General features: G+C 70.8%; 13 protein-coding genes. 10 read left to right on the top strand and 3 right to left on the bottom strand.

Translation table 11 applies throughout. The features are described 5' to 3' along the window. The first annotated feature begins 9 nt into the window (after nt 1-9). From E1292_RS10070 to E1292_RS10040, 7 genes are all read left to right on the top strand, one after another. Nucleotides 10-1,014, top strand: coding sequence for an energy-coupling factor ABC transporter permease (locus E1292_RS10070; RefSeq protein WP_132594334.1), 1,005 nt, complete (start codon nt 10-12; stop codon nt 1,012-1,014). A 3-nt stretch (nt 1,015-1,017) separates the two neighbouring features. Further along, nucleotides 1,018-1,773 (top strand): cobalt ECF transporter T component CbiQ, encoded by a 756-nt coding sequence (gene cbiQ, locus E1292_RS10065; protein ID WP_132594332.1) that lies wholly within the window; start codon nt 1,018-1,020, stop codon nt 1,771-1,773. Further along, nucleotides 1,770-2,504, top strand: coding sequence for an energy-coupling factor ABC transporter ATP-binding protein (locus E1292_RS10060; RefSeq protein ID WP_132594330.1), 735 nt, complete (start codon nt 1,770-1,772; stop codon nt 2,502-2,504). Before cbiQ ends, E1292_RS10060 begins: the two co-directional genes overlap by 4 nt. Before the next feature lie 104 nt (nt 2,505-2,608). Then, on the top strand, nt 2,609-2,947 hold the full coding sequence (locus tag E1292_RS10055) for an STAS domain-containing protein (protein WP_132512863.1): 339 nt from the start codon (nt 2,609-2,611) through the stop codon (nt 2,945-2,947). Between the two features lie 47 nt (nt 2,948-2,994). Next, nucleotides 2,995-3,768 carry an SDR family NAD(P)-dependent oxidoreductase gene (locus E1292_RS10050; RefSeq protein ID WP_132594328.1) on the top strand — a complete coding sequence of 258 codons (774 nt, stop codon included), beginning with the start codon at nt 2,995-2,997 and terminating at the stop codon, nt 3,766-3,768. A gap of 18 nt (nt 3,769-3,786) precedes the next feature. Next, complete coding sequence (locus E1292_RS10045) at nt 3,787-4,551, top strand: crotonase/enoyl-CoA hydratase family protein (protein ID WP_132594326.1); 765 nt, start codon at nt 3,787-3,789, stop codon at nt 4,549-4,551. Nucleotides 4,552-4,656: 105 nt separating this feature from the next. Then, complete coding sequence (locus E1292_RS10040) at nt 4,657-5,280, top strand: rhomboid family intramembrane serine protease (RefSeq protein WP_132594324.1); 624 nt, start codon at nt 4,657-4,659, stop codon at nt 5,278-5,280. Between the two features lie 49 nt (nt 5,281-5,329). Here the strand turns inward: E1292_RS10040 and serC are convergent, their stop codons facing one another. Next, a complete protein-coding gene (serC, locus tag E1292_RS10035; protein WP_132594322.1) occupies nt 5,330-6,439 on the bottom strand; it encodes a phosphoserine transaminase in 1,110 nt (369 codons plus the stop codon). A 128-nt stretch (nt 6,440-6,567) separates the two neighbouring features. Between serC and E1292_RS10030 the strand changes: the two genes are divergently transcribed. Further along, on the top strand, nt 6,568-9,192 hold the full coding sequence (locus tag E1292_RS10030) for a type 1 periplasmic-binding domain-containing protein (protein WP_132594320.1): 2,625 nt from the start codon (nt 6,568-6,570) through the stop codon (nt 9,190-9,192). Between the two features lie 49 nt (nt 9,193-9,241). On the opposite strand, the gene E1292_RS10025 is transcribed toward E1292_RS10030, so the two are convergent. Next, nucleotides 9,242-10,348, bottom strand: coding sequence for a citrate synthase 2 (locus E1292_RS10025; RefSeq protein WP_132594318.1), 1,107 nt, complete (start codon nt 10,346-10,348; stop codon nt 9,242-9,244). A 252-nt stretch (nt 10,349-10,600) separates the two neighbouring features. On the opposite strand from E1292_RS10025, the gene pdxH reads away from it, so the two are divergent. Further along, entirely contained in the window at nt 10,601-11,254 is a 654-nt protein-coding gene (gene pdxH / locus E1292_RS10020; protein ID WP_132594316.1) for a pyridoxamine 5'-phosphate oxidase, read from the top strand. 10 nt (nt 11,255-11,264) lie between these two features. Further along, nucleotides 11,265-12,563, top strand: coding sequence for an MFS transporter (locus E1292_RS10015; protein ID WP_246090033.1), 1,299 nt, complete (start codon nt 11,265-11,267; stop codon nt 12,561-12,563). A gap of 173 nt (nt 12,564-12,736) precedes the next feature. On the opposite strand, the gene E1292_RS10010 is transcribed toward E1292_RS10015, so the two are convergent. Next, nucleotides 12,737-13,348 (bottom strand): UdgX family uracil-DNA binding protein, encoded by a 612-nt coding sequence (locus E1292_RS10010; protein ID WP_132594314.1) that lies wholly within the window; start codon nt 13,346-13,348, stop codon nt 12,737-12,739. Between the last annotated feature and the right edge of the window lie 46 nt (nt 13,349-13,394).

Raw genomic sequence — 13,394 nt, 5'->3', positions numbered from 1 at the left:
GGCAGCGCTGTGCACGTACCCGATGGCTTCTTCAACGCAGCGACGTCGATCTCGGCTGGAGTCGTGGCGGCCGCGGGGGTCGCGGTCTGCCTGAGGGGGGCACGGCGCGAGCTCGACGACAGGACCGCGCCCATGGCCGGGCTCGTCGCCGCGTTCGTCTTCGCCGTACAGATGCTCAACTTCCCCGTCGCCGCGGGCACCAGCGGCCACCTGCTGGGCGGCGCGCTGGCGGCGATCCTCGTCGGGCCCTATACGGGCGTGTTGTGCATGGCCGTGGTCCTGCTCGTGCAGGGGGTGTTCTTCGCCGACGGAGGGCTGACCGCGCTCGGCGTCAACATCACGCTCATGGGCCTCGTCACCGTGCTGGCCGGCTGGGGCGTCTTCAGGCTGGTCACGGGGTTGGTCAGGGGCCAGGTGGTGGTGGCCGCGTTCCTGGCCGCGCTGGTCTCCGTGCCGGTCTCCGCGCTGGCGTTCACGCTGCTGTTCTGGATCGGCGGGACCGCGCCGATCGACGTGGGCACGGTGGCCGCCGCGATGGGCGGCGTGCACCTGCTGATCGGCATCGGCGAGGGCCTGATCACCGCCGCGACCGTCGGCGCCGTGCTCGCCGTCCGGCCCGACCTCGTGTACGGCGCCGCCGGCCTGGCCAAGCCGCTGGTCCTGCGCGGAGCCGACGGCAGCGGCACCCCCGTGGGCGAGCCCGAGCCGGCCCCCGCGGCTCCCGGCGCGCTCAGGCCGTTCCTGCTCGGCGGCGTCGGCGTGACGCTCGTGCTGGCCGGGCTCGTGTCGTTCTTCGCCTCCTCCTCGCCCGACGGGCTGGAGGCGGTCGCCGAGGACAAGGGCTTCATCGACCGGGCGGCCGACCACCTGTTCGGCTCGTGGGCGCTGGCCGACTACGGTGAGGTGGGCGGCATCCCCGTCGGCGTCGCCGGCGTCATCGGCGTCGGCCTGGTGCTGGTTCTCACCGGGGCGGTGGCCTACGCCGCGCGGAGCCGTAACCAGATCAAGGTGTGACACGTGGGTGCCGGGCATCATCACCAGCTCTATCTGCCAGGCGTTTCGGTGGTGCACCGGCTGCCGCCGCAGTGCAAGCTGCTGGCGGTCCTCGCCTTCGCCCTCGTCGTGGTGGCCACGCCGCGCGAGCGGTTCTGGGCCTTCGCGGCCTACGCGGCGCTGCTCGGCGGCGTCGCGCTGGCCGCGCGGGTGCCGGTGGCTCACATGGTGCGGCGCATGGTGATCGAGGTGCCCTTCGTGCTGTTCGCCTTGCTCATCCCGGTCATCGGGCTGGGCGAGCGGATCACGGTGCTGGGGCTCTCTCTGAGCGTGCCCGGGCTCTGGGCGGCCTGGAACATCCTGGCCAAGGCGACGCTCGGGGTGGCCGCCTCGGTCCTGCTGGCGGCCACCACCGAGCCGCGGGAGGTGCTGATCGGGGCGCAGCGGCTCAGGTTGCCCGGCTTGCTGGTGCAGATCGCCATGTTCATGCTGAGATACCTGGACGTGATCATGGATGAGATGCGGCGGATGCGGGTGGCGCGGGAGTCCCGCGGGTTTGAGGCGCGGAATTTCCGGCAGATCCCGGTGGTCGCCCGATCTGCCGGGGCGCTGTTCATCCGGTCGTACGAACGGGGGGAGCGGGTGCATCTCGCGATGCTCAGCCGGGGATACTCAGGGCGGATGCCGATGATTCGTGATATTTCGGCATCTGTGGGCCAGTGGGGCACGGCGCTCGCCCTGCCCGCGGCGGCCCTCGCAGTGTTGGGACTGTCCTTGTGAACTCTCTGGAAGTCAGGCAGCTCGCCTATGCCTACCCCGACGGCACGCAGGCGTTGTTCGGCGTCGACCTGTCGATCGCCCGCGGCGAGCGGGTGGCCCTGCTCGGCCCGAACGGCGCCGGCAAGACCACGCTCGTCATGCACCTCAACGGCATCCTCACCGCCGGCCACGGCAGCGTCACCGTGGCGGGCACCCCCGTACGCAAGGACACCCTCTCCGAGGTCAGGCAGCGCGTCGGCCTGGTCTTCCAGGACCCGGACGACCAGCTCTTCATGCCCACGGTCAGGGACGACGTGGCGTTCGGCCCGGCGAACGCGGGCCTGCGGGGCGAAGACCTCGACCGCGTGGTCAAGGACGCGCTGGAGCGGGTCGGCATGCTGGACGCCGTCGACCGGCCGCCGCACCACCTGTCGTTCGGGCAGCGGCGCCGGGTGGCGGTCGCGACGGTGCTCGCCATGGAGCCGGAGATCCTCGTGCTCGACGAGCCCTCGTCCAACCTCGACCCGGCCGCCCGCAGGGAGCTGGCGGAGATCCTGCGCTCCCTGGACGTGACGGTGCTCATGGTCACGCACGACCTGCCGTACGCGCTGGAGTTGTGCGAGCGCGCGCTCATTCTCTCCGACGGGGTGATCGCCGCCGATGGACCCACGCGTACGCTGCTCTCCGACGCCGAACTGCTGGCCAGGCACCGCCTGGAGCTCCCGTACGGCTTCGCCGTCCCTGTCTTGTGAGCTGTTTTGACGGGCGAAGCCCGCCTGCATCCGGCTCTTCGTAGTTTGTGCATGCCCGGTCTCCGGGGATGTCGAAGTACAGTGGCTCATCGAGGAGGGGCCAAATGAAGCTGCGGCTTGCACGACACGCCCTGGGTGATGCCGTGGTGGTGGCCGTTGAGGGTGAGCTCGACCTGTTCACCGCGCCGTTTCTGCGCGATGAGGTGCGTGACGCCATCAAGCAGGACGGCGCCAGGCTCGTGCTCGACCTGCAGCAGCTGTCGTTCATGGATTCGAGCGGCCTGTCGGTGCTGATCGAGGCATGGCGGCTGGCGACGGGGGAGGGCGGCGGCGTGTCCCTTGCGGCGCCGCAGGCGCCGGTGGCGCGCATCCTCCGCACGACCGGCCTCGACCGGCGGATCAAGGTGTACGCCGACGTCGACAGCGCTGTGGGAGAGATTTAGCGGCCCCGAGTAGAACTTCATTCGGTCGGCGCGTTAGGGTCCGGAATATGGACGTGAACGGATCTGCAGCAATCATCTCAGGCGGCGCCAGCGGCCTCGGCGAGGCCACCGCCCGCGAGCTGGCCCGGGCCGGCGCGACCGTGGTCGTCGCCGACCTCAACGAGGAGCGCGGCAAGGCGGTCGCCGACGAGATCGGCGGCGTCTTCGCCAGGACCGACGTGTCGGACGACGCCCAGGTGCAGGCGGCCGTGGACGCCGCCGTGGCGACCGGCAAGCCGCTGCGCGTCATCGTCAACAGCGCCGGCATCGGCTGGGCGGAGCGCACCGTCAACCGCGACGGCAACCCGCACAACCCGGCCTCCTACCGCAAGGTCATCGAGGTCAACCTGATCGGCACGTTCAACCTCATGCGCATCGGCGCCGCCGCCGTCGCCAGGACCGAGCCGGCCGACGCCGACGGGCAGCGCGGCGTGGTGATCAACACGGCCTCCGTGGCGGCGCTCGAGGGGCAGACCGGGCAGCTGGCGTACTCCGCCTCCAAGGGCGGCATCGTGGGCATGACGGTGCCTGCCGCGCGCGACCTGGCGGCGATCGGCGTACGCGTCAACACGATCTGCCCCGGCATCATCGACACGCCCATCTACGGCTTCAACGACAACGCCGAGGAGTTCAAGGCCAAGCTGGTGGCGCCGGTGGTGTTCCCCAAGCGCATGGGCCAGGCCGGCGAGTTCGCGCACCTCGTGCGGTCGTTGATCGAGAACGACTACATGAACGCCGAGGTCATCCGCTTCGACGGCGGCATCCGCTTCCAGCCCAAGTAACCCGTCGGAAGGGTTGTCATGTCTGACGAAGTGCTCGTCGAGGAGTCCGGGAACGTCGCGATCCTCACGATCAACCGGCCGAAGGCGCGCAACGCCGTCAACGGCGCGGTGGCGCGGGGGATCGCGGACGCCCTGGACGAGCTGGACGCCCGTCCTGAGATTTCGGCGTACGTGCTGACCGGTGCCGGCGGCACCTTCTGCGCGGGGATGGACCTGAAGGGGTTCCTGTCCGGCGACTTCCCCGTGGTGGAGGGGCGGGGGTTCGGCGGGCTGACCGAGTCGCCGCCGAAGAAGCCGCTGGTGGCCGCGGTCGAGGGCTACGCGCTCGCGGGTGGGTTCGAGATGGCGCTGGCGTGCGACGTCATCGTGGCGTCGTCGGCGGCCACGTTCGGGCTGCCCGAGCCCAAGCGCGGGCTGGTCGCCGGAGCGGGCGGCATCATGCGCCTGCCCCGCAGGATCCCCTACCACGTGGCCATGGAGATCGCCCTGACCGGCGACCACTACCCGGCCTCCCGCCTGTACGAGCTCGGCCTGGTCAACCGCGTCACCGAGCCCGGCGCGGCGCTGGAGGGCGCGCTCGAACTCGCCGGCAGGATCGCCGGCAACGCCCCGCTGGCACTCGCCGCGACCAAGCAGGTGATCATCGAGTCGCAGGACTGGCCGCGCGAGGAGATGTTCAAGAAGCAGGGCCCGATCATCAACCCGGTGTTCGGCTCGAAGGACGCCATGGAGGGCGCCGCCGCCTTCGCGGAGAAGCGCGCGCCCCGGTGGAAGGGCGAATAGCCGCGCCCCTCCCGCTCCCCAGGGGACGGGAGGGGCATCTCCAACGCGCGCGTGGCTCTTCCTGGTTACGGTAAAGAAAGAGGGCAACGACTCCGGGAGAGGCGCATGAGCGACTATTCGGGTTCACGATTCGATTCGGCCAGACGCGGCGCCGGCGCTCTCCTGTCCGGGGCGCTGAGCATGTTGATCATCATGGTCGCCCTGCTCGCCGCGATGTGGATCCTCGAGGGCGTCGACGTCGTCCTCAACGGCTCGCTCGACCAGTACGGCATCGTCGGCTGGGACCCTGACGGCCTGGTCGGCATCCTGCTCGCGCCGTTTTTGCACGGCGGCTTCGGCCACCTCATGGCCAACTCGCTGCCCCTGCTGATCCTCGGCTTCCTGGCCGGGCTGCGCGACGTCCGCAAGTTTCTCTGGGCCAGCCTGCTGATCATCCTGATCGGCGGCCTGGGCACCTGGGTGACCAGCCCGGGCGTGGTCACGATCGGGGCCAGCGGCCTGGTGTTCGGCTATTTCGGCTTGATCCTGGCGCGCGGTGTGTTCGACCGCAGGCTGCTCGATCTCGCCATCGCGATCGGTGTGGGCGTCGCGTACTGGGGCATCCTGGCCGGCCTGCTGCCCAACCAGCCGGGCATCTCCTGGCAGGGCCACCTGTTCGGCCTGGTCGGCGGCGTGGTGGCCGCGTGGGTGCTGCGCCGCAAGCGCGAGATCACCGCGAACCCGTACTGACGCCGCACCCGCCCTCCTGGGCCAACCAGGAGGGCGGGCGCGGCGCGGGCTAGAGGCGCTCGACGACGTGGTCGACGCAGGCCGTCAGCGCCTCGATGTCGGCCGGGTCGATGGCCGGGAACATCGCGATGCGCAGCTGGTTGCGGCCGAGCTTGCGGTAGGGCTCGGTGTCGACGATGCCGTTGGCGCGCAGAACCTTGGCCACGGCGGCGGCGTCGACGTCGTCGGAGAAGTCGATCGTGCCGACCACCTGCGAGCGGAACTCGGGGGCGGCGAACGGCGTGGCGTAGGAGGACTTCTCCGCCCACGTGTAGAGACGCGAGCTGGAGTCGGCCGTGCGGGCGGTGGTCCAGGCCAGGCCGCCGTTGCCGTTCATCCAGTCGAGCTGCTCGGCCAGCAGGAACAGCGTGGCCACGGCCGGGGTGTTGTAGGTCTGGTCTTTCGCGGAGTTGTCGATCGCGACCGGCAGGCTGAAGAACTCCGGCACGTAACGGCCAGAAGCGGCGATCTCCTCGACCCTGGCCAGGGCGCGCGGCGACATGATCGCGATCCACAGGCCGCCGTCGGAGGCGAAGCTCTTCTGCGGCGCGAAGTAGTAGACGTCGGTCTCGGCGAGGTCGACGGGCAGGCCGCCGGCGCCGGAGGTGGCGTCGACGAGCACCAGCGCGTCACCGGAGTCCACCCGCTTGATGGGCATCGCGACGCCGGTCGAGGTCTCGTTGTGGGTGAGCGCGTAGGCGTCGACGCCGTCCTCGGCGACCGCGGCGGGGTGGGTGCCGACCTCGGAGGTGATGACGCCCGGCTCGCTCAGCCAGGGCGCCTTCTTCGTGACGGCGGCGAACTTCGAGGAGAACTCACCGAACGACAGGTGCTGTGACCGGTCGCGGATGAGCCCGAAGGCGGCGATGTCCCAGAACGCGGTGGTGCCGCCGTTGCCGAGCACGACCTGGTAGCCCTCGGGCAGCGAGAACAGATCGGCGAGCCCGGAACGCACGCGGCCGACGAGGCCCTTGACCGGCTTCTGGCGGTGTGAGGTGCCCATGAGGCTCGCGCCGGAGGCGGCGAGCGCGGCCAGCTGCTCGGTGCGAACCTTCGAAGGCCCGCAGCCGAAACGGCCGTCGGCGGGCTTGATGTCAGCGGGAATCACGATGTCAGCCACGTAGTGGAGCCTACCGAGCGCCGGAGAATGCCCTGGACCGGGGCCCGGATAGTGAGACATGATGAACCCCTTTCATTGATCATTCGTTAGCTGAGCACGAGGACGGCACCGGCTGGAGGGGCGCCCAGATGGCCGATCTGCGCAGTGTCATCGAGAGGTTGATCCGCCGGCGTGCGCTCCTGCGGGCTGATCCGCCCCTGCCGACCGTGCTGGTGGTCGGCGAGCAGGCGCTCGCGGCGGTCGACCGGCTCGCCAAGCCGTTCGAGACCGCCGTGCCCTACGCCCGCGTCACGGACGGCGCGCACGAGTCGGTCCTCGACCTGGTGAGCTCGCTGGCGGGCGACGAGGACCACACCGGCAGGCCCCAGACGGACCGTGGCCGCCTGGGCAAGCCGGTGGGCGGGTCGCTGCTGCCGCCGCCGCGTTTCCCGCTCGCGCAGTTCGTGTTGTGGGCACGGGAGAGGCCGGGCGGCCGCGTCCCCGACCCGCAGTCGCACACCGACTACCAGGCCTACAAGAAGCGGCTGAAGGACTGGCGGCGCGGCATGGCCGGTGGCGGCGGCGACGACGTCAAGACGTCCGCCGACTTCCTGGCGCGCGCCGCCACGACCTGGGTGCCGGTGGGCACTCTGGCCGTCTGGTGGGCCGGTGGCGCCGCCGACCTGGTCGGGGTCATCCCCTGGCTGCTCGGCCTCCTGGTGGCCCTGGGAGGCACCGCGGCCCAGGGCATGTTGTCGATCAGAGGCTCGCTCTTCACCGGCTGGTTCAGCAGCGAGCCGAGCCTGAAGAGGCGGCGGTTCGAGCGGCTGCCCCAGTACGCGCTGCGCCTGGCGGCCGCGCCGGACGACGACGTCGAGGAGCTGCTGGTCCATGCCCTGATGCAGGACCTGCACGAGGCGTACAAGAAGTGGATCATTCCGTGGCCGAGCTGGGGCAGGGGCCAATACTGCCTCCTGGTCCTCCAGATCATCGATCCAGGCGGCGCCAACGCGCGGTTCCTGCGGCTGATGGAGGAGATCACCAAGAAGACCGGCCTGTTCGCGCCGATGCTCGTGCTGGCGGCCGTGCCCGGCGGCGTGCCCCCGGCGCAGGCGGCGCCGAAGCCGCTGCGCGACCTGGAGGAGGCGGTCGCGCAGTGGCGCAACATGGCCAGGCTGGGCGTTCCCGAGCTGCGGCTGACCGTCGAGGCGACGGCCGTGCCCGCGGAGCCGCAGGACGACCCGTCGCCGCCGCGCCGCAGGCGGGCCATGGCGTACTGGACGGTGATGGCGCTGCTGGTGATCGTCCCGCTCTCGCTCGTCTACGCGATCCAGCACGACAGGGAGGGGCACTGCGGCGGCCTGCCGTGGGTCGAGCGGATCGAGGGCGAGTGCATCGGCATCGTCAACGCGAAGGGGGACACGCCCGAGAACCTGTTCGAGGGCGACGTGAAAGCGCTGATCAAGAAGATCGACGGGAACAACCGCTACGCGATCGACTCCCAGCGGTACATCAGCGTGGTCCTGTTCGGGGAGTTCTCGATCAAGAAAACGGCACAGGACGACACCCGGCTCGCCGCCGCGCTCTCCGAGCTCGCCGCGGTCGAGGAATACCAGCGTACGGTCACCAGCACCCCCCGGTTACACGTGCTGATCGCGAACGCGGGCGACAACTTCGGCCACGGGCGCAGGACGGCCCAGCTCATCATCGACATGGCCGAGCAGGACAAGCACGTGATGGGGGTCGTGGGCCTGCCGCGCAGCGTGGCCGGCATCAGCGAGGCGATCAGGGAGCTGCACCTGGCGAAGATCCCGATGGTGTCGAGCACGGCGACGGCGGACCGGTTCGGCTACATCAGCAACCCCGGGCTTCCCGACCAGCCGGGCGAGCCTTCCCCCTACTACTTCCAGGTGGGGCCGACCAATGCCCGCCAGGCGGCGTTCGGCGCCCGGTTCGCCCGGCGGACCCTCCTGAAGGGCGTGGACGAACCGGGCGCCGTCATCGTCGAGGACCGATCGCAGGGCGACGCGTACACCCTGAACCTGGCGGACGACTTCGACAAGGCGCTGAAGGACGAGGGCGCCGACGTGGAGCGGATCTCGTACACGGTCCAGCAGGGCGGCATCTCCTCGGCGGCGGGGAAGGCGTGCGCACTCGATCCCGACGTCCTCGTCTACGCGGGTCGGGCGTCCGAGTTCCGCGCCTTCCTGACGGCCGTCGAGGGCAACGCCTGCGGCGAGGTGAAGGTGATCGCGGGCGACGACGTCGTCAAGGTGGTGTCCGACCACGGCGACGAGATCGCGAACACGAAGCAGGCCGAGGTCTACTACCTGGCGCTGGCGCACAGGGCGTTGTGGCCCCGCTCGTCGGCCACCACGTTCGTCAGCAAGCTGCAGGCCGCGGGGCACCCGACGGCCTCCGACGACAACCTCATCCTCACCTACGACGCGGCCGACGTGGTCTACCGCGCCGCCAACGCCGCCTACCAGGCGGCCGGCATGGCGGGAGGGGAGGGGGACGTGCAGTTGCCGAGCCGGGGCGACATCCTCTACCGGCTGGCCAGGACGTCGGGAAACGCCTCGTGGGCCGGATCCGGCGGGGTGGTGGGCTTCGACCTCACGGAGCGGCACACGCCCATCGACAAGGCCATCGCGATCATGAAGGTGGAGAAGTCGGAATGGGGCTACAGCCGCCCCGTGAAGCGCTGCGGCCGGCTGGACACGAACGAACCGCCCACGAAGGATCCCTTGTGCGCGGGCCTGCCGGACAAGTGACCCCGACGTACGGCTGCCGCTGTCCGCGCGGCAGCCGTACGGACCGTGGTCAGTAGTTGCCGATCACCTCGTCGGCGCCCGGCACGTCGCTGAGTGGGCGCGACGCGGGCCCCGTGTAGGTGGCGCTCGGGCGGACCAGCCTGCCCGTCTTCTTCTGCTCCAGGATGTGCGCGGCCCAGCCGGCCGTGCGGGCGCAGGTGAACATCGAGGTGAACATGTGGGAGGGCACCTCGGCGAAGTCCAGCACCACGGCCGCCCAATACTCCACGTTGGTGGCGAGCACCCGGTCGGGCTTGCGTGCGTGCAGCTCGTCGAGCGCGGCCTGCTCCAGTGCCACGGCGACCTCGTAGCGGGGGGCGTCCAGCTCCTGGGCGGTGCGGCGCAGCACGCGGGCGCGCGGGTCCTCGGCACGGTAGACGCGGTGGCCGAAGCCCATGAGCCGGTTGCCCTTGTCGAGCTCGCTCTGGACGTACTTCTTGGCGTCGCCGAGCTGCTCGACGCCCTCGATCATGTGCAGCACGCGGGCCGGGGCGCCGCCGTGCAGCGGGCCCGACATGGCGCCGACCGCGCCGGAGAGCGCGGCGGCCACGTCCGCGCCGGTGGAGGCGATGACGCGGGCGGTGAACGTGGAAGCGTTCATGCCGTGCTCGGCCGCCGAGGTCCAGTAAGCGTCGATGGCCTTGACGTGCTTGGGATCAGGCTCACCGCGCCAGCGGATCATGAAACGCTCGACGATGGTCTTGGCCTCGTCGACCCGGCTCTGCGGCACCATCGGCAGGCCCAGGCCGCGCGCGGACTGCGCGACGAAGGAGAGCGCCATCACGGAGGCGCGGGCGAGCTGGTCGCGTGCCTCCTGGTCGCTGACGTCGAGCAGAGGCTTGAAGCCGTAGGCGGGAGCCAGCATGGCCAGCGCGCTCTGCACGTCCACGCGGATGTCACCCGAGTGGACGGGAATGGGATAGGGCTCCGCCGGCGGCAGACCCGGCTGGAACTTGTTGTCGACCAGCAGGCCCCAGACGTGCCCGAACGGGACACGGCCAACCAGGTCTTCGATGTCGACGCCCCTGTAACGAAGGGCGCCCCCTTCTTTGTCCGGTTCCGCGATCTCGGTCTCGAAAGCCACGACGCCTTCAAGGCCGGGTTTGAAGTCGGACATGCTCGGCCGCCTCCCTTTCTTGCCATGTCACGGCAATGCTTTGCTTACGGTCGCGGCCGCTTCGGGGCTTGGTGGCTTCGTGGCCTCGCTCTCTCGCCCCTAGCTCGTCCGCTCTGTTGATGTCGAGATACCGGCGGGTCAATTTAACCCCCTCCCAGCTCACGGTCGGTCTCGGGACCCGCCGTAAGGGCAAACCCGCTGGTGGGAGGGTCGCGTGGGATCCTCCACAGGAGCGCGCAAGAATGTGGTCTTGTGGATGCCACCCCGCGCCCGCCCGTGCTGGCTGGGCTACGCCGCACGTACGAAGGCGAGCCGCTGCTCGAGTCCGACGTCGCGCCCGACCCGATCGCGCAGTTCACCGTCTGGTTCCAGGACGCGCTCGACGCCGGGCTGCCCGAACCCAACGCGATGATCCTGGCCACCGCCTCCGCGGGCGGCCGGCCGAGCGCCAGGACGGTCCTGCTGAAGGGCTACGACGAACGCGGATTCGTCTTCTACACCAACTATGAGTCCCGCAAGGGCCGTGACCTGGCCGAGAACGCCCGCGCGTCCCTGCTGTTCCCCTGGCATCCCATCCGCCGCCAGGTGCGGGTCGAGGGCGCCGTGACCCGGATCCCGCACGAGGAGTCGGCCGAATACTTCCGGTCCCGCCCGTACGGCTCGCGCATCGGCGCCTGGGCCTCACGGCAGTCGGCGGTCGTGCGCACCAGGGAGGAGCTGGACGCCCGCTACGAGGAACTGGCGGCACGCTGGCCGGAGGACCCGCCGGTGCCCGACTTCTGGGGAGGTTTCCGGGTGGCCCCGGTGGAGGTGGAGTTCTGGCAGGGACAACTCGACCGGATGCACGACCGGCTCCGCTACCGGCGCACGCGACCCGGATGGGTTCTGGAGAGACTGGCCCCTTAAAGTTCCCTAAGTGGCATTCGGGGAGCTGGTCAAACGTCATGTGGTGGACACCCGGCCGCTGGGCGTGCCGGCCTACCGGCGCCTCTGGTTCGGCCAGGCCGTCTCGCACGTCGGCGTCGGCGCGACCGTCGTGGCCGTCGGCCAGCAGGTGTGGGAGCTGACCCAGTCGTCGTTCTGGGTGGGGCTGCTCGGCATGGCCAACCTCGTGCCGCTGATCGTCTTCGGCCTGTGGGGCGGGGCGGTGGCCGACGCCGTCGACCGGCGCAAGCTGCTCATCGTCGGCTCGGTCATCGCCTGGGCGGCGACCCTGCTCATCCTCGTGCAGGCGCTGCTCGGCCTGCGCGACATCTGGCTCATCTTCGCCGCGGTCGCGTTCAACGCCACCGGCTTCGCGATCACCGGGCCGACCAGGGGAGCGATCATCCCCCGGATCCTCGACCGCGAGCTGGTGCCGGCGGCCAACGCGCTCAACTCGCTGGTGTACAGCATCGGCGCGGTGGCGGGCCCGATGCTCGGCGCGGTGGTGCTGGCGTCGGGAGGGTTCGCCGCGGCGTACGCGGTCGACGCCCTGCTGTTCACGGGGAGCCTCTACGCGGCGCTCAGGCTGCCCTCACTGCCTCCGCTGGGCGAGGTGACCCGTCCGGGTGCCAGGGCCGTCCTGGAGGGCCTCAGCTTCATCGCCAGGAGCCCGGTGCTGCTGATGTCGTTCGTCGTCGACATCATCGCGATGGTGTTCGCCATGCCGCGGGCTCTCTTCCCCGAGCTGACCGCCGACCGGTTCGGCGGCTCCATGATCGCGCTCGGCTGGATGACCTCGGCCATGGCCATCGGATCCGTCGCGGGCGCGCTGTTCTCCGGCTGGGTGGGCCGGGTCTCGCGGCAGGGAGTGGCCCTCGTCGTCGTCATCGCCGTGTGGGGGCTGGCCGTCGCGGCCGCCGGGCTGGTGCACGAGCTCTGGCTCGTGGTCGCGTTCATGGCCATCGGAGGGGTGGCCGACGTGATCTCGTCGGTGTGGCGGCAGTCCATCCTGCAGCTGTACGCGCCCGACGAGATGCGGGGGCGGCTGCAGGGCGCGTTCATGGTGGTGGTGGCCGGCGGGCCGCGCCTGGGCGACCTGCGGGCCGGGGCCACCGCGACGGCGTTCGGGCTGAGCGGCGCCTGGGTGGGCGGCGGCATCGCCTGCATGGTGACCGTGCTGGTCGTCGGGCTGTCGGTGGCGGGCTTCAGGAACTTCCGCGCCCAGCAGACGGCCCAGGACACCGGCAAGGCGGCGCCGGGCACCGACCAGACGGCGCCGGAGACGGGTTGAGCGGAACCGGATACCGGTCAGGCGGGCCGGGGACAGGTCAGGTGGGACCGGAGCGGTCAGGCGGAACCCGAGACCGGTCAGGCGGGCCGGGGACGGGTCAGGTGACCGGACCGCCAGGCGGGCCCGGGACCGGGCAGGCGAAAGCGAGAACGGTCAGGGGCGCAGGACACCGGTCAGGCGGCGCCGGCGGCGGCCCGCAGGTCCGCCAGGAACCCCTCGTACGCGTCCTCCCTGTCGGGCGCCCGCAGCACCGCCGACGGATGGACGGTGGCCACCGCGAGCGCGTCGCCGAGCGGCACCGGCTCGCCCCGGTGCCTGGTCACCCGGAACTCGCGCCCCAGCAGCGCCCTGGCCGCCGTCGCGCCGAGCACCACGACCACCCTGGGCCGCACCACGGCCAGCTCGGCGTCGAGCCACGGCCGGCACGCGTCGATCTCGGCGGCCGTCGGCTTCTGGTGGATCCGCCGCTTGCCCCTCGGCGTGAAAGAGAAGTGTTTGACGGCGTTGGTGAGGTACACGGAGTCCCGCGCGATTCCCGCCTCCTGCAGCCCTCTGTCCAGGACCCGGCCCGCCGGGCCCACGAACGGGTGCCCCTGCCGGTCCTCCTGATCGCCCGGCTGCTCGCCGACGAGCATGAACGCCGCCTGCCTCGGCCCCTCGCCGAACACGGTCCGGGTGGCGTCGCGGTAGAGGTCGCAGCCCTCGCAGCGGGCCGCGGCTTTGCGCAGGGCGTCGAGATCGAGCCGCTCGGGAAGGAACCGGGCCGCTCCAGTGTTGCCGTCCATAACCATCGTCGGTCGTTCTCCCCATAGGCTTCTCGTGACTCCTGTG

Source organism: Nonomuraea deserti (assembly GCF_004348685.1).
In the GTDB taxonomy this organism is placed as follows: Bacteria; Actinomycetota; Actinomycetes; order Streptosporangiales; family Streptosporangiaceae; genus Nonomuraea; species Nonomuraea deserti.
This window is presented reverse-complemented; position numbering and strand designations above follow the sequence as displayed.

Bases quoted from the DNA above. Each gene is read 5' to 3' on its own strand.
- E1292_RS10055 (WP_132512863.1), top strand. From the start codon at position 2,609: ATGAAGCTGCGGCTTGCACGACACGCCCTGGGTGATGCCGTGGTGGTG.
- E1292_RS10030 (WP_132594320.1), top strand. From the start codon at position 6,568: ATGGCCGATCTGCGCAGTGTCATCGAGAGGTTGATCCGCCGGCGTGCG.
- E1292_RS10040 (WP_132594324.1), top strand. From the start codon at position 4,657: ATGAGCGACTATTCGGGTTCACGATTCGATTCGGCCAGACGCGGCGCC.
- E1292_RS10050 (WP_132594328.1), top strand. From the start codon at position 2,995: ATGGACGTGAACGGATCTGCAGCAATCATCTCAGGCGGCGCCAGCGGC.
- E1292_RS10010 (WP_132594314.1), bottom strand. From the start codon at position 13,348: ATGGACGGCAACACTGGAGCGGCCCGGTTCCTTCCCGAGCGGCTCGAT.
- E1292_RS10025 (WP_132594318.1), bottom strand. From the start codon at position 10,348: ATGTCCGACTTCAAACCCGGCCTTGAAGGCGTCGTGGCTTTCGAGACC.
- E1292_RS10045 (WP_132594326.1), top strand. From the start codon at position 3,787: ATGTCTGACGAAGTGCTCGTCGAGGAGTCCGGGAACGTCGCGATCCTC.